Origin of the sequence: Roseobacter sp. MED193 (assembly GCF_000152965.1) — a bacterium.
Taxonomy (GTDB): domain Bacteria; phylum Pseudomonadota; class Alphaproteobacteria; order Rhodobacterales; family Rhodobacteraceae; genus Pseudophaeobacter.
Genome location: NZ_CH902583.1, coordinates 2,256,016 through 2,276,627, shown reverse-complemented (window position 1 = coordinate 2,276,627; position 20,612 = coordinate 2,256,016). Strand labels below are relative to the sequence as shown.

Here is a 20,612-nt window from a genome sequence, read left to right as displayed (position 1 = left end):
TCTCGTTTCAGTGAGAAGGAGGAAGGCGGTGCAGCGGCAGCACACCAGCCAAAGGAGAGAGCAAGGTCGCCCGGATCCGCGCCCAGAAGGCGCCAAGGATCACCAGGAAGAAACCAAGCAGAAGAATGGTCATCGCGGCTCCCTCGCCATCAAAGACGGTGCCAGCCAGGGTCACACTGTAGCCGATGGCAGCAATCAGGAAGGAGCGGCGGTCAATGATGATCGCCACCAGTGCAAAGGCAAAAAGGACAGCAACCAGCGTCAGCTGCGCGCCAGTTGTGCCTTGGTCCAGCAGGCTCAGAGCAATGGTATTAACCAAGGCTGGCGCTGCAACAACATGCAGCCAAAACCCTTGGGCTGCGCGGCGGGTGACGCGATGCGGATCGCTGAGGTCAAACATCATGGCGACCGCAAAGACGGCAATCCCCACAGCCAGCGTTACCCAGGCAAAGGGACCAGAGGCGGAGAATAGGAAGAAATCGCTAATCCCATCTGGCCGGCCAGCCTGTTCTGCGGCCATCATCAGGGTGAGGGCAAAAACCCCAAGCGCAATCAGCGCCATTGCAAATGGTACCCGAAACCGGAACCAAAACAGCGCCACCGCAGCCGTGGTCAGTGCCATAGGCAGGGGTAGGCTGGATAGATCGTTCTGCGCCACCATAAAAGGTTCGGAAAAAAACGCGGTAATCCCCGTACCAGCGTTGGCGGCCCAAAGCAGGGACAGGGCAATGGCTGGGGCGATCATACGGCGACGGCGGATGAAATACTCGGCAAAGATCCAGAGCAAAACAGCCCCCAATGCCGAAGAGCCGATGGTCTTTTCAACATATCCACCTAAGGATCCTGCGATATAGGCTGCGGTGACGGCGGCCCAGCCTGAGGCCAGAATGAGCATGCCAATGACGATAAAAATCTCGTTGAAGCCTTTGAACAGCTCAAAGGGTTCATCGCCAGGTGCCAAGTCCTCGCGCGCGCCACGTCGGCTGTGGGACATTGCCAGTAGAGAGGCGGCTTGCGCCTCGCTTATCAGGCCAGAGCCAACGGCGGCGCGAATGTCATTCTGGTCGATCTGGCTCACATCAGCTCTCCGAAGTGATTTTTGACACATCGCCATCCGCGGCAATGCGTTCTACGGTTAGCCGTCCATTTGTATAGACGCAGATGTCAGCGGCAATCGCCATTGCGTCGCGGGCGACCGCTTCAGCGTCACGATCACTGTCCATCATGCCGCGCGCGGCTGCCAAGGCAAAATTCCCACCCGAGCCAATCGCCGCGACGTTATGCTCGGGCTCCAACACATCCCCTGCCCCGGTAATCACCAAAAGCTCGGTCCCGTCGGTGACAATCAGCATGGCTTCGAGTTTTTGCAGATATTTATCGGTTCGCCAGTCTTTGGCCAGTTCAACACTGGCCCGCGCTAGTTGGCCGGGTGTGGCTTCCAGTTTCGCCTCTAGACGTTCCAACAGGGTAAAAGCATCGGCGGTGGATCCGGCAAACCCTACAATAACGTCAAAACCGCCAGGGGATAGGCGGCGCACCTTGCGGGCCGTACCCTTGATCACCGTCTGCCCAAGAGAGACCTGCCCATCGCCGGCAATGACCACTTCACCCCCCTTTTTGACACCAATGATGGTGGTTCCGTGCCAGCCAGGGAATTGATCATCTGCCATTTTTACCTCCAGTTTTGTTGCCATCTATATGGATCCATCTCTGATGCTGTACAAGGCTCGGCGGGATCCTCAGGGGGGTGCGCCTACCTGTATCTCCTCCGGTGTCTTCTTTCGGCGTTAACAAACTGCCAACTTGCTATGCGCAGAGCGCAAAACGGGACTGTTTAATGGGCAATTGTAGGACTCAGTAAGCTCTCCTACATGAGGCTCACAAGCAGACAACGTGAATACACACGAATTTAAAGGACTAGTGCAATGACGACCGCAAACCTCCATGCGCCGCTGGGCGCAGTCTCCGTTCTTCGTTTGGTAGACGGAATCATGAACTTCAAAACCAACATGGTTGAATGGAATGAATCCCGCCAGACCCGCAAAGCGCTGTCTCAGCTCACCGCGGCACAGTTGGACGACATCGGCCTGTCGCGGGCTGATATCTCCAAACTGTAAGATTTGCAGACCGGGTGCAGAAGCACCAGATGATTTAAGCCGCTCCTGACCAGGGGCGGCTTTGTCTTTTCAGGAGCAGAGCTTGTAAGCAGTTGATTGATCCGGCAACCAGGCCTCAATCGCGGCGGTGGCCACTACATGCATGCCGTCAGACCCTGGATCCACAATGTTCAACCCGCCTTTGACGGCCCTTACAGTCGCGTGCCCACGCGGCAGATCCTGCGCTACCAGATCACAATCTACCTGCGAAGGGTCTTGCACCGCAATGGTGACTTCCACCCGCATCTCTGTGTGATCAATACCCAGTTTGGAAAACAAGGTGATCGACGAGTGATGCAGGGCGTCCTGCACTGCCCGCCGTGCGGCCTTGGTGTAGTCCTGACCATATAGATCGTTGCCAGTACCCATTTCCAAAATGATGCGTTTGTCGCTCATGACACACTCTCCATATCGAATGAAACAATTACCGCTGCATTTGCAATCACCGTCACGCTTTGCCCCTGGGGTTTTGTCACGTCCAACCCGCCCTCCGTCACCGTGATACTGGGCTGACCATAGGGAAAAATCGCCCTCAAGGCCTCAACATCCACTTTGTCTGGCTTGGCCACCCCAATTTCTGCATCAATGATCATGGCTTCTTTGGGGAAGTCAAACAGCTCTGCAAGGCTGACAGAATTATGCCAAAGCGCGTCCTTGATCGCCCGTTTGGCCGCTTCTGTGTAGTCCTCTCTCCTGAGCGAAGTGCCCATGCCGAACTCCACCAATACCCGTGTTTTTGCCATGCCTGCCTCCCGTTTTTGCTGTTTGCACACTCTGTGCAGCCCAGCCCAAAAGAAAACCCCATATCTTCATTTGGCCAAAAATATCCCAGGGGAGTCGCCTTTGGCGACGGGGGCTGCGCCCCCTCGGGACGATCGTCCAGCGCGAAGCGGCCAGATGAGCGAGGCTACTCAGCCCGTAGCATTTCACGTATTTTTACCGCCTTTTCGAAATGGTCCAGGTGATGCTTTTGGATCCACCAGGATGCCACCTGCATCAGCAGATCAGGATCATCATTGCGATTTTTGAAAAAGGCATAAAAGGAGAGGCCCACGCCCTCGCCTTTCTTGGCAATCTTATCTGTGCAGATGGCAATGGCTTTTTGGCGAAAATCTGGGGTCATAAAGCTAGTCCTTGAAACGAAAAAAACGCCCTCTGTTGAGGGCGTCCTTAAAAATTCTGAGATCCGATTGATCAGATGGACTCGTTGATCCAGCTCTGCAGCGCGGCCTTTGGCGCGGCACCAGCACGGTTGGAAACAACCTGACCGTCCTTAAAGATGAACAAAGCCGGAATACCACGCACACCCATGGCTGCAGCGGAGTTCGGGTTGCTGTCCACATCAACTTTGACGACTTTTACCTTGTCGCCGTATTCCGCCGCCAGCTCTTCCAGAGCGGGGCCGATCTGTTTGCAGGGACCACACCATTCGGCCCAGAAATCCACCACAACGGGGACTGCGGAATTCTTGACTTCGGCGTCAAATGTTTCGTCGGTGACGGCTACGGTGGACATGTTCATGTCTCCTGAGATCTATGGCAACTGGAGTTGGAACCTAGGTAGAGCGTAACAGATCGTCAAGGTTCCAACACCTCCTTGAGCGCATCTGTCACAAGATCGTGCGGCAGGCTCATCAGGCTGGCATTGCGAGTCCATAACAGCGCGGTCTCGATTGGACGATCTGGGTAGATCTGCGCCAGGGCATGGCCATAAGCCCCCATCTGACGCAGCAGTCCCTTGGGGCAGGCGGCGGCAGTATTGGGCACTTCAGCGTTCGATTTGAAGTCCACCGCCAGCACCTTGTCAGGCCTAACAACCAGGCGGTCAATGATACCATACAAGCGTTGGCTGCCAAAATGGGCTGTGACCGGCACCTCCGCCAGGGTATCTGGTGCAAAGATATGCGACAGGCTGGCATTCGACAGGACGGCGCTGGCCTCGGCCAAAAGCGCGGCACGATCTGTGGCCTCAGACAGCAAACGATCCGCCAATAGCGGCCAATCGCTACTTGGATGCCCAGGCAGATGTTCCAGCAGCAGGTGTAGACGGCTACCGCGGGCTTTGGCCTCTTCTTCGTCCAACCCCTGATCGCCAGGCAATGCCTTGGCTCCTCCCAGATCCGAAGGGGTAATCGCAGGTTCTGGTGCCAGATAGGCGGGCGCCAGGTGGGTAAAGATCTCCGGTAATACTGAGCGGTGCTTTGATTGAACCTCTTTTGAGACCAGTTCGAGCCCTTCCCAATCACCATGGGACAGACGCAGACCTTCGCCGCCGGGCAGGTCGCATTTGGTGGCACCGCCTTCGAGCAGTGCTGCCTCGACCCGCTGATACCAACTGTCACCTTCTTTCGACAGCGTTCCGGCGGTGGCCACGATCAGCCATTTCTCGGCCCGCGTCAGCGCGACATATAACAGCCGCAACCGCTCATTTTGTTGTTTTTCTTGCGCCGCTTCGCGGGCAGAGAACAGCAGATCCGGCATCTGATCCTTGGGCAGTTTCCACAGGGGTGTGCCATCCGCCACCATGATTTCGGCGTCACTGGGCGCGTTGCGCTTGGCGGTATCGGGCAGGATCACGATGGGTGCTTCCAAACCTTTGGAGCCATGCACTGACATCACCCGGATCATATCCCCCGAGGCCCCCATCTGCCGCTTAATATCCAGATCATCGGTCTGCATCCAGACCAGAAACCCGGTGAGGCTGGGAATATCTGACCGTTCATATGCCAGGGCCTGGGACAGCAGCGCATTGATACCATCCTCGGCTTCGGCTCCGAGACGTCCCAGTAGTTTTTGCCGCCCCTGATGGCGGGTTAGGATGCGCTCGATCAAATCAAAGGGCCGCAGAAAATCGGTTTGGTCACGCAGGTCATCCAGAACTGCCATGGTTTCGGGAAACTCTTCGCGCCGGTCGCGCAGGGCAGGCCACAGGTGTTTGCTGCTGCGGCGATGGGCCAGGTCAAACAACATCTGTTCGGACCAGCCAAACAGTGGCGATTTCAGCACCTCAGCCAGTGCCAGAGAATCCTCTGGCGTGGCGAGAAAAGACAGGAGAGCGGCGATATCTTTCACTGCCAACTCTGCCCCAACCTTCAGCCGGTCGGCGCCGGCAATGGGCAGGTCGGCATTTTTACAGGCGCGGATGATCTCAGAAAACAGCTCGGACCGGCGTTGCACCAGAATGAGAAAATCCCCGGCATGCACGGGGCGACGCTGAAAGGTGCCTCGTGTGGGGCCATCCTCGGGAATGGTCACCTTGTTGTCGATCATCTCCTTGATCTGACGGGCAATGCGCTCTGCCAGAATAACCGTGTGGTGGCGGCTACCAGGTCGATCTACTGGGTCTGTCCAGTCGCTTTCATCGTCGTCATCGGTCTTTTCCACTGCCGGCCACAGGTCTACCCGCCCGGGCAAGTCGGATTTAAAGGCGCGATGCAGGGCGTCGCTATGAAACCCGGCGCGTGGGCTGTCCTTAAATACCAGATCCACCAGCCGCAGGATCGCCGCAGATGAGCGAAAAGAGAATTCCAAAGCTGCGTTTTGCAGCCCTGATCCGGATTCGGACAGGCGATTGGCAAATTCCACCTGCATCCGATCAAAGGCATCCGGGTCAGCCCCCTGAAAGGAATAGATCGACTGCTTTTTGTCGCCGACCACAAAAATGGTGCGCTCGACATCGGATCGCGCGCCAATCCCGGCGGTGAATTCCTGCGCCAGTTTCTCGATCACATCCCATTGCACCGGGCTGGTGTCCTGGGCCTCATCCACCAGGATATGGTCGATGCCACCGTCCAGGCGGTACAGCACCCAGGCCGCCACCGCCGGATCATTCAGCAGATGGCGCGCGTTGAGGATCAGATCGTCAAAATCGAGCCAACCACGCTGTTGTTTGCGGGCTTCATATTCCGGAAGAAAGGCCTGAGCGAACTGGTGCAGATCCTGGGATTTTCGTGCCGCCATCAGGGCCAATCGTTTGGCTCGAGCGCTCTCCACCCGCAGCATCAGTGGTTCCAGCTGGTCCATCAGGGCAACATTGGCTTCGCGCAGTTTCTTGGTAGGGAATTTCCCCACTTTGGCGGCAAAGGGATCAGCAGCGCTGGCGCCGGTCAAAAAAATACTTTCCAATGTGGCAAGATCAGCCAGTGTCGGCGTGGTGATCCCTGCCAGTTTGGCAGCTGCGCGCTGATCGGTGGTACCGCCTGTCTCCAGCATGGCGCGGGTGCGCGATAGCAATTCCGCCTCGCCGCCCAAAAATACCAGAGCCTCTAGAGCGGGCTGATCAAATTCTTCTGGCAGATCAAACCGGGCCAGTAGCGCAGGCCAGTCCAGCGCTATTTCAAATTCGGCGCGTCGTTGGCAGATCGCGGCGGTCAGATCCTCAAAATCACTGCCACCCACATGGCGCGCCAAGGGTTCTACCAAATGGGCATGATCGCGCTTGGCCATATCCTCGACAATCTCGGCGCGCAACAGGGATGCGGCGCGGTCCTCCATTTCAGAAAACTGTGGGCTGACGCCGGCCTCCAGCGGGAAACGGCGCAGGAGGGACGAACAGAACGAGTGAATGGTCTGGATTTTGAGCCCACCGGGAGTCTCAATGGCACGGGCAAAGAGCGTGCGGGCCTGGGCCAGATCCTCAGAAGCGGTATTGACCTCGCCCAACTCGCCAAGCGCAGCGGTGAGTTCGCTGTCCTGGAGCATGGCCCATTCGCCCAGACGCTGAAACAGCCGGTTCTGCATCTCGCTGGCGGCGGCCTTGGTATAGGTGAGGCAAAGGATGTGCTGAGGCTGCACGCCCTTGAGCAACAACCGCGCCACCCGGTCGGTCAGCACCTTGGTTTTGCCTGATCCGGCATTGGCTGCGAGCCAGGTTGAGGCATCAGGGCGCGCGGCGCGAAACTGCGCTTCGGAGGCGGCATCACGATGTTTCAGAGGGAGGTTGCTCATGTCAGATCCTCGGGCTCGGGCGTGGCACTGCGATCCCATTCACCAAACCGGGCCAAGTGGTCATAGTCCCCTGCAATATCATCGCGATGCACCATGCGGCGGCTGGAATAGCCCTGGTCCTGTTCAAAATAGGCGCCGATCAGCTGTTTCAGTTCCTCCCAGATCTTGGCCGGGGGCTGGTCTGATAGCGGTGCAGGCACATCTTTCAGATTGCTACCCAGGCCGATAAAGGCGGCGCGCGCGACCTCGGCGGGGCCGATTTCCTTGAACGCACCTTCCTCAGCCATGGCGGCTTCGATCAACAACTGTTTTTCAAATTTTTTCTGCTGTGCTTCCGAGGGCGGCGCGCCGGTCTTGTAGTCATAAAGATGCAAAAATCCGCGCTCATCTTGGTCGATACGGTCGGCCCGGCAGGCTATGGTGAAATCCAACGGCTCCAGCCGGGCTTCGCCCATGGCCTCGAGTTTCAGCGGGGTGGCGCGGCTTTGGCGGGATTGCTCAGCCAGGATGAAGTCGCCGGCCAGTCGCTGAATGCGGCTGAGCCATAAAAGGCGCGCCACGGGCCAAGGGACATCCCGTTCCAACAGGGCACGGGCGGTCTCGATCAGGTGATCGGCTGTCAGGCGGCTGGGGTCTTCCAGGCTGTCCCTGATAAAGTCCTCAAAAATCTCATGCACAACAGTGCCGCGCAACAGGGCGTCAGGTTCCTGTACCAGCGGGTTGAGAGGACGCAACCGCAACACATGTTTGGCATAGATCGCATAGGGATCACGGATCAGGCGTGGGATTTCGGTGATGGTCAACCGGCGCGGGCGGCTGGCAACCGGCGGGCGCGGGGAGGGGCGCGGTGCACTCGGCAACTCGGTTGGTTGTTCCAGAGCTTCTGCCCAGTCTAGCCATTCCTGCCCACGTGCCCGCATCGCGTCCAGTGCTGCCTTGCCACCCTGATCGGGCAGGCCGGACAACAGATTGGTCAGGCGATTGAGCCAGCGCGAGGCCACGGTATCGGCCTCATCCGAGCGGGCAGCGCGGGTGAGCCATACCTCAGGCGCCGCCACGGCCTGCTGGAAGTCATGTGCAGACAGGCCAATGCGGCGTTCAGGCAGCAAGAGACCGGCCTGATGGCGCAATTGCCGGTTCAGCCAAGGATCTGGCTTGGCCGCTTCCGGCCAGCTGCCCTCGTTCAACCCGCCCAAGATAACCAAATCGGCACCCTGCACACGGGCCTCCAACGTTCCCCAGATCATGATTGATCCATAGGGGGTGTCGCGGTCGCGCACCTCGCCTTGCGACAGGATGGCCGACAGAAGATCGGCAAAATCGCGGGCTGACATCTCGCCACCGTGTTCGGCCTCAGCCTCCAGATTGGAAAAGATCTTGAGCGCCTCAATGCCAGCTTTCTTTTCCCAGAGCGTGCCGCTTTCCCCCTCTGCTTGGACTTGACTGCCAGCGGCAATCGCCTCGGCGCGGGCGCGTAGCAGCGCGACCCAATCAGTGAGGGGCAGTGGTGTGGTTACCTGCTGGTCGGCAAAGTTTTGCGACAGCCAATCTGTCCAGCCAAGTATCAGATCGCGCTCCATGCCAAAGGCCGCAAAACTCTCAGCATCGGGAAAGGGCGGCCCATTGCGGCGCAGATCGAGCTCATAGTCACGGGTATGGCGCAGATGCTCACCGCGCGCGGCCTCGGCACTGCTGCCATCATTGGTCAGCGGGTGTTTCAGCAGGGTGAGCAGCGCATCCGCTGTCAGTGGTCGGCAAAACAGTTCGGCCACGTGGCGCAGGAACCGCCCGGGAGGGGTTAGCTGCAGGGGAAGGCCGGCGGAATCATCGGGCAGGATACCCCAGCGATCCAGCGCCGCGGACACCAGCCGAGTCAGCATCCGGTCGGGCGAGATCAGCGCGGCTGTTTTGCCCTCCTCGGCAGCCTGGCGCAGGCGCAGCGCAATGGCCAGGGCCTCGCCGCGCGGGTTTGGGGCCTCGACCAGGGTGACATCGGCACAGGCCTTGTCCAACTGGGTCAGTTTTGGCCCTTCGCTCATCCAGGCATGGGTGACAGGTGCCGGGCGCAGGGCCAGCGAGACCAACCGGTTGCGGGCAGGCGAGACCGGCTCATCTGGGCTCCAGCGTCGCACCTCGCGGGGAGTCATGTCGAGGTCGGACAGCAGTTTGGCAAAGCGATACTGCGGGTGATCCTCGGAGGTGAGTGCATCGCGTAGATGGGTCCAGACCTCGGCGGGTTGTTCAAAATCATATCCGGGCAGTACCACGGCGCCCTGGGGCAGGCGGGCGATGGCTTCCATCAGCATATGGGTGGTTCCACGCGAACCCGTGGAGCCGGCCAGGATCACCGGATGCTGGGGCGGCTCTACCTGCCATTTGGCGATGAGGTTCTCGACCATCTGGCGTTGCCGAGCCTGAACATCAACGGTGTCGCTATGCAAATCAATAAACTGATCGACGATTCCGATGAACTGCTGTGCTCGCGCCCAATGTCCGGACATATCTGAGATATCCAGATTTCGGATTACTTCGGTGCTGACGCCTTCGCTTTGCATCTCATCGACCAGATTGGCCAGACTGTCCGAAAGATCATAGAGCGAGGACCGCGCCGCAAGATCCGGCTGTGCATCCAGCAGCTTGGCAATTAGCTGCGACAGTTCCAATCGGCGCCGTAGCGGCGGCAGCGGCGGTGGCAAACCTTGCAGATTGGCCTCGCGCGCTAGATCTGTGAGCAGGCGCATACGTGGCAACAAGAGCGCAGGGCCTTCCTCAAACAGGTTGCGACAACGGCGCATCATTCGAGAGGTGTTGAGGATAAGGTCAACCCGCGCCAAACCCTCTGGGGGCTGGGATGTACTGCGCTCAATAAGTCCCTGCGCCAGGGCGCGGGGAAAATCCACTCCGTTTGGGACGGCAAAAACGCGGGGGCTGTCTTGAGGTTCAAACAATATCATTGGCAATTAGATCCTCGGCGATGGCGATCCCTTCCGGGTGACCCACATCGCACCAGTGACCAGGATATTCTACTGCAAACAACCGTTCTGAATTGGCTATTTTGTTCCACAGAAGATTGAGAGAAAATACCTGATCTTCGATGTTAAGCAGCCCGTCGGTTTTGAGAATTTGCACGCCCCCATAGACCAGGTCCCCTCCGCGGCTGATGCGCCCCGCGCTGTCGCAGCTAAAATCCCCTGCACCTTTGCGGCCCCAGCAACGGGCAATGGGGATACAGACCAGTAGGGCATCCATTTCCATTGGATTCCAGGCGTTCAACGCGATTTCAAATGGGTTCACCCCTTTCCAAATCACATCTGTATTGGCGGTAAAGACAGGCGCAGGTCCCAGCAGGGGAAGGGCTTGTCGCAGCCCGCCGCCGGTATCAAGCACTTGGGGCTGTTCCGGGCTGAGCAAAACGTCCTTCGGCGCGAGATGTGCCTCCAGGATTTGCGGCAAGTAATGCAGATTAGCGACGACCCGGTCTGGCTGGATAGCCTGCGCCAGCTCCAGCGTGTGGTCGATCAGCGGGCGTCCGGCCACGGCAATCATCGGTTTCGGGCAGGTCTGTGTCAGCGCCTTCATACGGGTGCCAAAGCCGGCGGCAAAGAGCATCACGTTGGGAATAGCGCGAGACGTGTCAGAGAGAAGGTCGGTACCCATCAGCGTAGCTTGGCCAGGTTTTCGGGGGTTGGCGCGGGCAGCTCCTTTAACAGCATATCCGCCAGCGGGGCGAGAGCGGGGTGTTCCAGGCCGTTTACTACATGAGCCCACACCCTAGGGATCAGCTCAAGATACTGGGGTTTGCCAAAATCTTGCGACAGCCGGGCAAACACACCCAGAATGCGCAGGTTTCTTTGCACGCCGATCACCGCATAGGCGCTGCGAAATCCAGAGCTGTCCAGCTGGGTACTCGCCAGATAGCGGTCGATCATACGGGCTTCGATACCAGCAGGCACGTCGCGGCGCGCATCCTGTAACAGCGACACCAGATCATAGGCGGGGTGACCGACGCGAGCGTCCTGAAAATCTATCACTCCGACCTGCGCCACCCCATCGCGATCGGGCAGGTACATTAGATTTTGCACATGAAAATCGCGATGAACAAAAACCGTGTCGCCCTTTATGGTCTGACGCAAAATATCCTCAAACTGGTTTTCAAACCGGTTTTGCAGATCAGCAGTCACCGTGCCGTTGATGGCGCCGCAATAGCGATCAATAACCAAGGCGGACATCTCGGCCATGACGCGGGGCCCCAGGGTCTCTAGGTTGGGAAGCCCACCGGATCCTGAGCTCCTATGCAGTTGCAGCAGAAAATCCGTGGCCAGGGAATACAGCCTGCTTTCCTGGGCGGGATCTTGTTTGAGTACCTCATAAAAGCGCTGATCGCCGAGATCTTCGGTCAGCAAAAAGCCGTTTTCAGCATCCTCTGCGATGATGGCAGGGGCGCTGAAGTCGAGGGAGCGCAGGTAGTTGGCGATGCGCACAAAGGGGCGGATTGTTTCACCGCTATTTGGGGGAGAATCCATCAAAACCAAATGACGCCCATCTGGGCTGGTCAGACGTTGATAGCGCCGCGCCGAGGCATCTCCGGCCAGGGGCACAGCGCTCCAGTCGCCGCGGCTGGTTCGCTGCAAAAACGCTGCAATCTGTTCATCACGCTGTGACATTTGCTATCTCATTCATGCGGTTTTGCCATTTGGCATCGCTCCAGGTCAAGGTCAGGTGGCGGCAGTCTTCCTCTGCTGGATCGAGCGAGAGTTCCAGATGTAGCGCATGTGGTGGTGTCAGCTCTGCCAAACGGTCGGGCCATTCAATCAGGCAAATGGCGTCATCAAAGGCTTCAAACAGGCCCAATTCTTCAATCTCTTCGAGTGCAGAAAGACGATAGAGGTCCGCATGCCACAGCTCCCCCCTGGGGACATTATAGGTCTGAACCAGGGTGAAAGTTGGCGAGGGTACATCTTCGGGATGGACCATGAGCGATTGGATCAAACTGCGGGCGAAATGGGTTTTTCCGGCCCCGATTGGTCCCTCCAGCAAGAGACAGTCGCCCGGATTTAACTGCGTAGCCAGGTGACGCGCCAACTCTGCTGTTGCCTCAGCAGAGGTCAGCAGACAGGAAACCGAGCTATCTGCGCCAGATGTGCCGGGAAAGTCAGAAGAGGTTTGATCGCAGGATTTGGTCATGGCTGCACAATGCCTCTGGGCTGCACCGGCTGCAAGCGCGAAGGGCGCAATCCCTTACCTGGTGATCGCGCCCTTCTGGGTCCTTGGGGTTGTCAAAAGGCCTCAAGAGTCAGGCAGAGCCGCCTTGATCCGTAATGGCAAATTTTTGTTGTTCCTTGGGGGGTAATCCTGGTTCTGGCGTTTGAAAGCTGACCATTGTGGCACCGTTCTGGATTGCGGTCACTTTGCACAGCAGCGGTGTACCATCGCGCAGTTGCACCTGGGTCCACCAGGGCGTGCGCCCATCACTGCCTGCCACAAAGTCGCGGATCTCACCCCAGGCCGGGGTCGCCGTGCAGGTGTCTTGCCAAATGCGGGCCGCATCCATGATGGAGACCTTTGCAAAGCTGGCATCGGGGTCCATTTTCCACAGGGCGTGATAGGTCTCATTCGAGAAGGTCATGGTGCCGTCATTGGCAAATACCGCAATTGCTTCGCCCATCTGATCCATGATTGATTGGCCCATTTCCAGCTCAGAGCGGAACTGGCGAGTCAGGGTGACCTCGGCGGTGATATCTTCAAACAGGAAGGCAATAGCCCCATCGGGGTGCGGACGTCCTGACACAGAATAGACCGAGCCCGAAGGTAGAGACCACGTTTCCTGGTAGCGACCTTCGGCAGCGGCCTCAAGCAGGTCTTCAATCTGGTGACGCCAGCTGGAATAGTTCTTGGGCTCTGGCATCATGCGTTGATCGCGCAGGCGGTCAAAGAAGGTCATCAGGGTGGGTCGCGCACTGAGGAAACCAGCTGGCAGCGCGGTCAGGTCAATCAAAACAGGGTTGAACAGGACCAGCTGACGATTGCGGTCAAAGATCGCCAGCCCAATAGAGAGTTGGGCAAAGGTTTTGGCTAGGGTCTGCACAAAGTTGCGCTGGGCGACCTCGGCATCGACGACGGCGTTTACATCCACTGCATGGCACAGCCAGCCGGCCTCGGTTTCGGTGGTTGAGATATTGTACCACAGGCGTTTGGTGGTATCCGGCATCGGGATCGAGATCCGCTCAGCCTTGCCGCTGGATTTTGGCTCATCCAGATTATCGAACAGGGGTTCAGAGAATTCTGCGTCACGACCGCGGAGTTTTTGGCTAAGATCATCGTAGGCAAGGTTGGTCCAGGTCACGGCACCTTCGTCGGATTGCAGCCAGACCGGGTAGGGGGCCTGATGCACTGCTGCGCGCAGGGTGGTGAGCTCTTGGTCCAAAGACTTATTTTGTTCTTCCAGGGTGCTGCGGCGCAGTTGGACACGGGTAATACCATCAATCCATTCGCAGTGGGCCTCGCGGCTTTCGGCAGAAGCGGTTCCAGAAAGAACCAAGGGGCCGACATCTTTGAGAAAGCCGGGACTTTGAGGCAGGCCTGGGTAATTGCGGGCCAATTGGTCCCGCAGCATGTTCCAACTGAAATGCTCTGCATGTTCGCCGATGAACTTGCGTGCCCCCGATGACCAGCCAATCAGATTGGTGTCATCAAAGAGAAAAACCGCATCGGTGCGCCCATCGCCAACCAACAGATCTTGTTCCATGCCTTTGGAACGTTGCTCAGGCGAGAGCCACCAGACGGCGACGGCTGCAGTGGCGCAGCAAAGTGTGGCCAGCATCAACCATTCGATCGAGATGATATTCTGCATTTTGTCCTGCCTCTCGTCAGTACTTGTTTTCCCTATGATGGCTCGAAAATGGTTAACTGTAGTTTAATTGATTACCTAAAAGTGAACAGTTAAATTTCTATCCATTTATTTTCCCCTTTTGGTACGGCGTTCTCTCCTATCAATGCGTCAATTTTGCTGCGGGGCCAAGAGACCTTTACGATGGCACCGCAGCGGTCCTGCGGATGGGGCTGCGGCTTGGTGGCGCCATTGGTGAATGTGAGCTCGGCGCCAGTGCGTTCGAGGAGAGTTTTGGCGATGAACAATCCCAGCCCCATCCCCTGATATTCAGGACGCTGTTTTCGGTCACTTTCGCTGCGCCGCCGTTTCATGAATGGATCGCCAATCCGCCCCAATAGATGGGAGGGAAAGCCGCGCCCGTCATCGCCGATGGTCAGGCAGATCCGCTCATCGTTCCAGGCAGCGTCAATCCAAACTGTCGAGCGGGAGAAATCAACGGCGTTTTGCACGAGGTTGCGCAGCCCGTGAATGATCTCTGGTTTGCGCAGTATGGTTGGATGCTGAAAACTGCCGTGCTCCAGCGGGCCCTCATCAAACTGGATTTCCTTGCCACGATTGAGATGGGGCTCAGCCGCCTCGTGGATCACTGTTGAAAGGGGTGCCTGACGCAGATGAAGATCGTCTTTGCCCGCCCGGCCCATGTCCCGCAGGATATGGCGGCAACGCTCAGCCTGTTCGCGAATAAGCGCCGCATCTTCGCGCAGATCCGGATGGTCTTCCAACTCGTCGATCAACTCTCCGCTGGCAAGTTTTATTGTCGCAAGCGGGGTCCCCAGTTCATGGGCGGCGGCGGCAACCACGCCGCCCAGATCGGTGAGCTTTTGTTCCCGTGACAGGGCCAATTGGGTCGCAGAGACCGCATCGGACATGCGCCGCATTTCAGTGCTGATGCGAAAGGAGTTGGCGCCAATAAACAGGATGGCGATCACAATAGCTGTCCAGTTGCCAAAGATGAACACATCCGGAATGCGCAGAACGAACCCCTGGGCCGTGCGCAACGGCATGTGAAATTCGGCCATCAAGGTCACCAGGATGATGGCAGTGCCCCCAATGATTAGGGTGGAACGAAGTCCCATCATGGCAGCGGAAATGGTCACTGGAGCAAGCACGAGCAGGGCAAAGGGATTATGCAGCCCCCCAGAGAGATAAAGGAGGAACCCCAATTGCAGCAGGTCGAACAGGACCATCAGAAAGTTCTCAAACTCCGACAGGCGCTTGTTTTCCGGGAACACAAAGATCGCCAGCAAGTTACTGATCACTGAAACGCCAATGGCCAATAGGCACAGGCCCAGCTCCAGTTGCAGATTATACAGCTTCTGCGCCACGGTGATGGCAATGAGCTGACCGGCAATGGCAAACCAGCGCAGCATGATCAGGGTTCGCAGGCGAATCCAGTGGCTGCGCTCCTCACCCAGCATTAAGCTAAATTCTGTATCGCGCATGCTAGAGCTCCTGGAGCTTTGGAAGGTTCAAGATGGCTCGCGGATCTGTGACCCTTTGGCCTGCTTGCATTGTCTGTGTTTCTTGATAGGTCTGGCGACGGAAACGATCAACTCTCCTCCTTAAACATAAAGTGTGATCACATGGCTCGCCTCTATTCAATTCTTGCTGTTCTCTTTGTCGCTGCGCTGGCAGGCGGTACCTGGTTGTTAACGCGCGGCGGTGACGCAGACCAGTTTGCCCAGTGTCGCGGCAGTGCTATCGCGAGCGGTGGCGATGCAATTGGCGGCCCGTTCGAGTTGATCAACAGCAAGGGGGAGACTGTTACTGACAAAGACGTCTTTACCGAACCATCCCTAGTGTACTTTGGATATACCTTCTGCCCTGATGTCTGCCCACTGGATGTGTCGCGTAATGCGGAGGCTGTAGATGTGCTCGCGGAACGCGGCATCAGCACCACGCCAGTCTTTATTTCGATCGATCCAGAACGCGACACCCCCGAGGTGGTCGGCGATTTTGCCTACAACATGCATGAAAAGATGATTGGCCTGACCGGATCACTGGAGCAAGTCAAAGCGGCAAGCCGGGCCTATAAGACCTATTTTAAACGCCAACCTGGCGATGAAGACTACTACTTGGTTGATCACTCCACATTTGCCTATCTGGTGCTGCCTGAGATCGGATTTGTTGACTTCTTCCGCCGCGATGAAACCCCTGAACAGGTTGCTGACAAGGTCAGCTGCTTTGTCGAAAACATGTAACAGGGGATGAGCTGTTTGACCTTCTGGGCCGGGTCGCTAGTATCAAATTCAAGAACAAGCGTATAAATATATGCAAAATTGGCGGAGAACCGGGCATGGCCGAGAATGCACTGCAGGAAATTGGACCAGATAAGTCACTCTTGCTTGTCGATGATGACGAGCCCTTTCTGCGACGCTTGGCCAAAGCTATGGAAAAACGTGGTTTTGAGGTGGAAACCGCTGGTTCGGTTGCAGCAGGCAGTGCGATTGCGACAGCGCGCCCGCCGGCCTTTGCCGTAGTGGACCTGCGGCTTGAGGATGGCAATGGGCTGGATGTGGTCGAGGTGCTGCGCGAAAAGCGCCCTGATAGCCGAGTTGTCGTGCTGACTGGATATGGTGCCATTGCTACCGCAGTCGCAGCGGTCAAGATTGGCGCAACGGATTATCTGTCAAAGCCCGCGGATGCGGCGGATATTATGAATGCGTTGCTCAGCGGTGACGACGAGCTGCCGCCGCCCCCTGAAAATCCGATGAGCGCCGACCGGGTCAGATGGGAACACATCCAGCGGATCTATGAGCTGTGTGATCGCAATGTCTCCGAGACCGCGAGGCGACTCAATATGCATCGCCGGACGCTGCAGCGTATTCTGGCAAAGCGCAGCCCTCGGTAGGGACTAAGATGTCAAATAATACAAGCGGACCGGAGTTTGACCCGGACGACCAGCCTTTGCCCACGGGGGGCTGGTCTGAAGAAATGCTAACCCTTGCAGATGCCTGCGTAGTGCCGCCCAAAATCAGCGCTTTGGTGCAGCCGGCGGGGGTTCTCTATTCCGACGGCAGCTACTGCCCAGAGGCGGCGCTCTGGCGCAAGTTTCGCCCGATTTCCATAGAACCGGAACGACCCAGAAAAGTCCGGCAAACCCTGGAGGGTCGTTGGCTTTGGGGTGGGGTGCTATGGGCTCACTTTGGGCATTTCTTAGTTGAAAGCTCTTCGCGCCTTTGGGCCCTGCCCAGCGTGGAAGATGATATTCGAGGCGTCATCTTTATACCCAAACGCCCAAAAGTCGGCAAAGATGTCCGAGGCTATCATCGTGAGTACCTGTCGCTGTTTGGTACGGATCTACCGATAGAGGTGGTGGATCGACCCACCCGCGTCGAGGAACTGGTGGTCCCAGGGCAGGGGTTTGGCCTGGGCAAAATCACGGTAGGGACGCGCAAGTTTCGTCGTACTGTTCATGACAGGTTTGCCACTCATGTTGAGGCGGACGGCCCGGAGAAGATCTACATCTCACGCTCGAAGCTGGGCCTAGGCAAAGGGGGGCTTTTGGGGGAAGAACAGCTGGAAACCCTGCTAGAGGCTGAAGGCTATGAGATATTTCATCCTCAAGAACACAGTCTCACGGTCCAGGTCGCCCGCTACAAGGCGGCCAAGCAGGTCATTGCCGCTGACGGGTCTGCGCTACATCTTTTTGCCATGGTGGGGCGCCCAGAGCAAAGGGTTGCAATGATCCTGCGCCGCAGTTCGGGCGCCAATAACTTGCTCGCAAAGCATGTAGAGAGTTTTTGCAGATGTAATCCGGTGGTGATTGGCGGTCTGCGCGCGGAATGGGTGCCTGAAAAATCCGGTAAATCCAATCGGTTGAGCTTTGGCGAATTGAATCATCAGATCATCGGCGAAACTCTGTCGCGTCTGGGCTTCATTTCGGAAACTGCCGCGTGGCAAGTCCTGTCCGAGGAGGAGCGCAATCAGATTCTGCAAGACAAAGGTCTGGGTGGGCAGAGCGGTTTTGTTGAAGCTAAGCCCAAGCGAAAACGCGAAAAACCCTCCTGATCTGCAGGGCAGCGGCTTCTTTGATATCAAATTCTACTCAGCAGATCCGTATGGCGGGCAACAAAGGCTTGGCGGACCTGAAGAGGCGGGCGTAAATCGATAGCGAGCCCCTCTGTCACTTCGGTTTTGGGCTTGCCAAACAGTTTGTTGGCTTCGGCCTCAGAAAAACCGGCGATCTGCACGGCCTCCATCCAGGCACTGACCTTATCCGCTCGTTTGATCTGGGCTTTGACTGTCTTTGGCAGCTGCGCAGGCAGGCCAAATTTGATGTGGATGGCCGAAGTCAGACGCTGGTCCAGCTCGCTATAGCCTGGCCCCACAGCAGCCTTTACCGGAGAGATCATATCGCCGATGACATATTCAGGGGCGTCATGTAGGAGAGCCGCCAGTTGCCATTTCACAGCGGCCTTGGGATACATGCGCGAAAACAGCTCCTCCACCAGTAGCGAATGCTCTGCCACTGAATAGGCAAAATCCCCGCGCGTTTGACCGTTCCAGCGCGCGACAAAGGCCAAACCGTGGGCGATGTCGCTGATTTCGATATCCATGGGTGTGGGATCCAACAGATCCAGGCGGCGACCCGAGAGCATACGTTGCCAGGCGCGGGCGGGTTTGGCGGGCATAGAAAAAATCCGGTGGTGCGTCGATTGTCTCTGACTAGCGTTTTGCATCTCGTTGGGGAAGCGGTTTTGCCTATGGCGCTTAGCATTTTGAGGGCAAAGGCCTGTCGCCAGCGTCGAGCCAGGGTCCCAAACCCGAGGTTTTCGACATTCAGAGGCAAAATTTTGCGGGGAAATGAGGGCTCCGGACACGGAATGTCCCCATATTCGTTGCTTATAAACTATTGCGATGTTACCTGCGGCGATAAATTGCACTCGTAACCAGAATGGAGCCGACCATGGCCGAGGATTATATCGTAAAAGACATTGCGCTAGCCGGATTTGGCCGCAAGGAATTGGACATCGCAGAAACCGAAATGCCGGGCCTGATGTCATTGCGCGCAGAATACGGCGAAGAAAAACCGCTGAAGGGCGCGCGCATCGTTGGCTCGCTGCACATGACCATTCAGACAGCCGTTCTAATCGAAACACTGGTCGCGTTGGGCGCGGATGTGCGCTGGGCTTCCTGCAACATCTTCTCGACCCAGGACCACGCTGCTGCTGCCATCGCTGAGGCTGGTGTTCCTGTCTTTGCGATCAAGGGCCAGACCCTGGTAGAGCATTGGGATTACCTGGACAAATCCTTCATGTTCCCCGAAGGAGCCAACCTGATCCTCGATGATGGTGGCGATGCAACACTGTACGTTTTGCTGGGTGCCCGTGTTGAGGCCGGCGAGACCGATCTTATCGAAGTGCCCACTTCGGAAGAAGAAGAAGCCATCTTTGCCCAGATCAAGAAGCGTATGGCCGAAACCCCCGGCTGGTTCACCAAGACCCGCGAAGCGATCCTGGGTGTTTCCGAGGAAACCACCACTGGTGTTCACCGTCTGTATGAACTGCAGAAAAACGGCCAGCTGCCTTTCCCTGCGATCAACGTGAACGATTCGGTCACCAAATCGAAGTTCGACAACAAATACGGCTGCAAAGAATCGCTGGTTGACGGTATCCGCCGCGCCACTGACACCATGATGGCCGGCAAAGTTGCCGTTGTTTGTGGTTACGGCGATGTTGGCAAAGGCTCGGCTGCCTCGCTTGCTGGTGCTGGCGCGCGCGTGAAAGTCACCGAAGTCGACCCAATCTGTGCCCTGCAGGCCGCCATGGACGGTTTTGAAGTTGTCCGTCTGGAAGATGTTGTCGACAGCGCTGATGTCTTCATCACCACCACCGGCAACAAGGACGTGATCCGCATCGAGCACATGCGCGAGATGAAGGACATGGCCATCGTTGGCAACATTGGCCACTTTGACAACGAAATCCAGGTTGCAAACCTGAAGAACCACAAATGGACCAACATCAAAGAACAGGTCGACATGATCGAAATGCCCTCGGGCAACCGTCTGATCCTGCTCTCTGAGGGTCGTCTGCTGAACCTCGGCAATGCGACAGGTCACCCGTCGTTTGTGATGTCGGCATCGTTCACCAACCAGGTTCTGGCTCAGATCGAGCTGTGGCTGCGCGGCGATGAATACAAGAACGAAGTATACATCCTGCCTAAGCATCTGGATGAAAAAGTTGCGCGTCTGCACCTGGAACGCATCGGCGTGAAACTGTCTAGCCTGACCTCTGAGCAAGCCGCCTATATCGGTGTGACCCCCGAAGGTCCGTTCAAGCCAGAGCATTACCGCTACTAAGATCTGATCCAGATCTGAAAAATGGCGCCATCCAAGGGAGACCTTGGGTGGCGTCTTTTTTGTAAGACAGGCTTCCAGTTCGTCAGAATTGGGTGCTCGGAACTGTTTTATTGTCTTTTATAGAACTTGCAGTTGCTGGCTGTGAGACGCTGAAGCATCACCTGATCCGGGGGCAAACAGTCCCAATAAAAATTGGAGTTCGGGCCCAGTCTGAAGGTCATCAGGACGTCGTGGTGAACAAGGGCACAGTCAACTTCATGAGGCAGCAGGTCAGTGTCGCTGTGTGAAATTGCCAAGATGTTGCATTGCTGCTCTGCATC

The 20,612-nt window shown here is 57.1% G+C and carries 19 protein-coding genes; 5 read left to right on the top strand and 14 right to left on the bottom strand.

Translation table 11 applies throughout. The features are described 5' to 3' along the window. Positions 1 to 7 precede the first annotated feature (7 nt). Both MED193_RS13305 and hslV read right to left on the bottom strand, forming a co-directional pair. Positions 8 to 1,078 (bottom strand): hypothetical protein, encoded by a 1,071-nt coding sequence (locus MED193_RS13305; RefSeq protein ID WP_009810255.1) that lies wholly within the window; start codon positions 1,076 to 1,078, stop codon positions 8 to 10. Between the two features lies 1 nt (position 1,079). Next, the gene (hslV, locus tag MED193_RS13300; protein ID WP_039966884.1) at positions 1,080 to 1,670 is read right to left on the bottom strand and encodes an ATP-dependent protease subunit HslV; all 591 of its coding nucleotides are present in this window, start codon (positions 1,668 to 1,670) and stop codon (positions 1,080 to 1,082) included. Between the two features lie 255 nt (positions 1,671 to 1,925). Between hslV and MED193_RS13295 the strand changes: the two genes are divergently transcribed. Then, a complete protein-coding gene (locus MED193_RS13295; protein WP_009810253.1) occupies positions 1,926 to 2,117 on the top strand; it encodes a DUF1127 domain-containing protein in 192 nt (63 codons plus the stop codon). A 69-nt stretch (positions 2,118 to 2,186) separates the two neighbouring features. Here MED193_RS13295 and MED193_RS13290 read toward each other — a convergent pair whose 3' ends face one another. From MED193_RS13290 to regB, 11 genes are all read right to left on the bottom strand, one after another. Continuing rightward, positions 2,187 to 2,552: a Lin0512 family protein gene (locus tag MED193_RS13290; RefSeq protein WP_009810252.1), complete on the bottom strand. Its 366-nt coding sequence runs from the start codon at positions 2,550 to 2,552 to the stop codon at positions 2,187 to 2,189. Beyond that, a complete protein-coding gene (locus MED193_RS13285; RefSeq protein ID WP_009810251.1) occupies positions 2,549 to 2,899 on the bottom strand; it encodes a Lin0512 family protein in 351 nt (116 codons plus the stop codon). The genes MED193_RS13290 and MED193_RS13285 overlap by 4 nt, the downstream gene beginning before the upstream one ends. Positions 2,900 to 3,063: 164 nt before the next feature. Next, positions 3,064 to 3,279: a DUF6500 family protein gene (locus tag MED193_RS13280; RefSeq protein WP_009810250.1), complete on the bottom strand. Its 216-nt coding sequence runs from the start codon at positions 3,277 to 3,279 to the stop codon at positions 3,064 to 3,066. Between the two features lie 71 nt (positions 3,280 to 3,350). After that, positions 3,351 to 3,671, bottom strand: coding sequence for a thioredoxin (trxA, locus tag MED193_RS13275; protein WP_039966187.1), 321 nt, complete (start codon positions 3,669 to 3,671; stop codon positions 3,351 to 3,353). Positions 3,672 to 3,733: 62 nt separating this feature from the next. After that, positions 3,734 to 7,102: a double-strand break repair helicase AddA gene (addA, locus tag MED193_RS13270; protein ID WP_009810248.1), complete on the bottom strand. Its 3,369-nt coding sequence runs from the start codon at positions 7,100 to 7,102 to the stop codon at positions 3,734 to 3,736. Next, the gene (gene addB, locus MED193_RS13265) at positions 7,099 to 10,056 is read right to left on the bottom strand and encodes a double-strand break repair protein AddB (protein WP_009810247.1); all 2,958 of its coding nucleotides are present in this window, start codon (positions 10,054 to 10,056) and stop codon (positions 7,099 to 7,101) included. The genes addA and addB overlap by 4 nt, the downstream gene beginning before the upstream one ends. Beyond that, positions 10,043 to 10,759 carry a nucleotidyltransferase family protein gene (locus MED193_RS13260; RefSeq protein ID WP_009810246.1) on the bottom strand — a complete coding sequence of 239 codons (717 nt, stop codon included), beginning with the start codon at positions 10,757 to 10,759 and terminating at the stop codon, positions 10,043 to 10,045. The genes addB and MED193_RS13260 overlap by 14 nt, the downstream gene beginning before the upstream one ends. Beyond that, a complete protein-coding gene (locus MED193_RS13255) occupies positions 10,759 to 11,766 on the bottom strand; it encodes an aminoglycoside phosphotransferase family protein (protein WP_009810245.1) in 1,008 nt (335 codons plus the stop codon). Before MED193_RS13255 ends, MED193_RS13260 begins: the two co-directional genes overlap by 1 nt. Then, positions 11,753 to 12,286: a tRNA (adenosine(37)-N6)-threonylcarbamoyltransferase complex ATPase subunit type 1 TsaE gene (gene tsaE / locus MED193_RS13250; protein ID WP_009810244.1), complete on the bottom strand. Its 534-nt coding sequence runs from the start codon at positions 12,284 to 12,286 to the stop codon at positions 11,753 to 11,755. The genes MED193_RS13255 and tsaE overlap by 14 nt, the downstream gene beginning before the upstream one ends. Positions 12,287 to 12,395: 109 nt before the next feature. Next, a complete protein-coding gene (locus MED193_RS13245; RefSeq protein WP_009810243.1) occupies positions 12,396 to 13,952 on the bottom strand; it encodes a PAS-domain containing protein in 1,557 nt (518 codons plus the stop codon). Between the two features lie 89 nt (positions 13,953 to 14,041). Then, complete coding sequence (gene regB, locus MED193_RS13240; RefSeq protein ID WP_039966186.1) at positions 14,042 to 15,433, bottom strand: sensor histidine kinase RegB; 1,392 nt, start codon at positions 15,431 to 15,433, stop codon at positions 14,042 to 14,044. A gap of 141 nt (positions 15,434 to 15,574) precedes the next feature. On the opposite strand from regB, the gene MED193_RS13235 reads away from it, so the two are divergent. From MED193_RS13235 to MED193_RS13225, 3 genes are all read left to right on the top strand, one after another. Beyond that, entirely contained in the window at positions 15,575 to 16,192 is a 618-nt protein-coding gene (locus MED193_RS13235; RefSeq protein WP_009810241.1) for an SCO family protein, read from the top strand. Positions 16,193 to 16,287: 95 nt separating this feature from the next. Beyond that, positions 16,288 to 16,842 carry an ActR/PrrA/RegA family redox response regulator transcription factor gene (locus tag MED193_RS13230; protein WP_009810240.1) on the top strand — a complete coding sequence of 185 codons (555 nt, stop codon included), beginning with the start codon at positions 16,288 to 16,290 and terminating at the stop codon, positions 16,840 to 16,842. Between the two features lie 8 nt (positions 16,843 to 16,850). Continuing rightward, positions 16,851 to 18,002, top strand: a complete 1,152-nt coding sequence (locus tag MED193_RS13225) for a DUF563 domain-containing protein (RefSeq protein ID WP_009810239.1) — start codon at positions 16,851 to 16,853, stop codon at positions 18,000 to 18,002. Between the two features lie 26 nt (positions 18,003 to 18,028). Here the strand turns inward: MED193_RS13225 and MED193_RS13220 are convergent, their stop codons facing one another. Continuing rightward, entirely contained in the window at positions 18,029 to 18,625 is a 597-nt protein-coding gene (locus tag MED193_RS13220) for an HD family hydrolase (RefSeq protein ID WP_009810238.1), read from the bottom strand. Positions 18,626 to 18,900: 275 nt separating this feature from the next. Between MED193_RS13220 and ahcY the strand changes: the two genes are divergently transcribed. Then, positions 18,901 to 20,292: an adenosylhomocysteinase gene (gene ahcY / locus MED193_RS13215; RefSeq protein ID WP_039966185.1), complete on the top strand. Its 1,392-nt coding sequence runs from the start codon at positions 18,901 to 18,903 to the stop codon at positions 20,290 to 20,292. The last annotated feature ends 320 nt before the right edge of the window (positions 20,293 to 20,612 follow it).

What these genes read in the sequence shown, in the direction of transcription:
- hslV (WP_039966884.1), bottom strand. Translation starts at nt 1,670, where the DNA reads ATGGCAGATGATCAATTCCCTGGCTGGCACGGAACCACCATCATTGGT.
- MED193_RS13295 (WP_009810253.1), top strand. Translation starts at nt 1,926, where the DNA reads ATGACGACCGCAAACCTCCATGCGCCGCTGGGCGCAGTCTCCGTTCTT.
- MED193_RS13290 (WP_009810252.1), bottom strand. Translation starts at nt 2,552, where the DNA reads ATGAGCGACAAACGCATCATTTTGGAAATGGGTACTGGCAACGATCTA.
- MED193_RS13285 (WP_009810251.1), bottom strand. Translation starts at nt 2,899, where the DNA reads ATGGCAAAAACACGGGTATTGGTGGAGTTCGGCATGGGCACTTCGCTC.
- MED193_RS13280 (WP_009810250.1), bottom strand. Translation starts at nt 3,279, where the DNA reads ATGACCCCAGATTTTCGCCAAAAAGCCATTGCCATCTGCACAGATAAG.
- trxA (WP_039966187.1), bottom strand. Translation starts at nt 3,671, where the DNA reads ATGTCCACCGTAGCCGTCACCGACGAAACATTTGACGCCGAAGTCAAG.
- addA (WP_009810248.1), bottom strand. Translation starts at nt 7,102, where the DNA reads ATGAGCAACCTCCCTCTGAAACATCGTGATGCCGCCTCCGAAGCGCAG.
- addB (WP_009810247.1), bottom strand. Translation starts at nt 10,056, where the DNA reads ATGATATTGTTTGAACCTCAAGACAGCCCCCGCGTTTTTGCCGTCCCA.
- MED193_RS13260 (WP_009810246.1), bottom strand. Translation starts at nt 10,759, where the DNA reads ATGGGTACCGACCTTCTCTCTGACACGTCTCGCGCTATTCCCAACGTG.
- MED193_RS13255 (WP_009810245.1), bottom strand. Translation starts at nt 11,766, where the DNA reads ATGTCACAGCGTGATGAACAGATTGCAGCGTTTTTGCAGCGAACCAGC.
- tsaE (WP_009810244.1), bottom strand. Translation starts at nt 12,286, where the DNA reads ATGACCAAATCCTGCGATCAAACCTCTTCTGACTTTCCCGGCACATCT.
- MED193_RS13245 (WP_009810243.1), bottom strand. Translation starts at nt 13,952, where the DNA reads ATGCAGAATATCATCTCGATCGAATGGTTGATGCTGGCCACACTTTGC.
- regB (WP_039966186.1), bottom strand. Translation starts at nt 15,433, where the DNA reads ATGCGCGATACAGAATTTAGCTTAATGCTGGGTGAGGAGCGCAGCCAC.
- MED193_RS13235 (WP_009810241.1), top strand. Translation starts at nt 15,575, where the DNA reads ATGGCTCGCCTCTATTCAATTCTTGCTGTTCTCTTTGTCGCTGCGCTG.
- MED193_RS13230 (WP_009810240.1), top strand. Translation starts at nt 16,288, where the DNA reads ATGGCCGAGAATGCACTGCAGGAAATTGGACCAGATAAGTCACTCTTG.
- MED193_RS13225 (WP_009810239.1), top strand. Translation starts at nt 16,851, where the DNA reads ATGTCAAATAATACAAGCGGACCGGAGTTTGACCCGGACGACCAGCCT.
- MED193_RS13220 (WP_009810238.1), bottom strand. Translation starts at nt 18,625, where the DNA reads ATGCCCGCCAAACCCGCCCGCGCCTGGCAACGTATGCTCTCGGGTCGC.
- ahcY (WP_039966185.1), top strand. Translation starts at nt 18,901, where the DNA reads ATGGCCGAGGATTATATCGTAAAAGACATTGCGCTAGCCGGATTTGGC.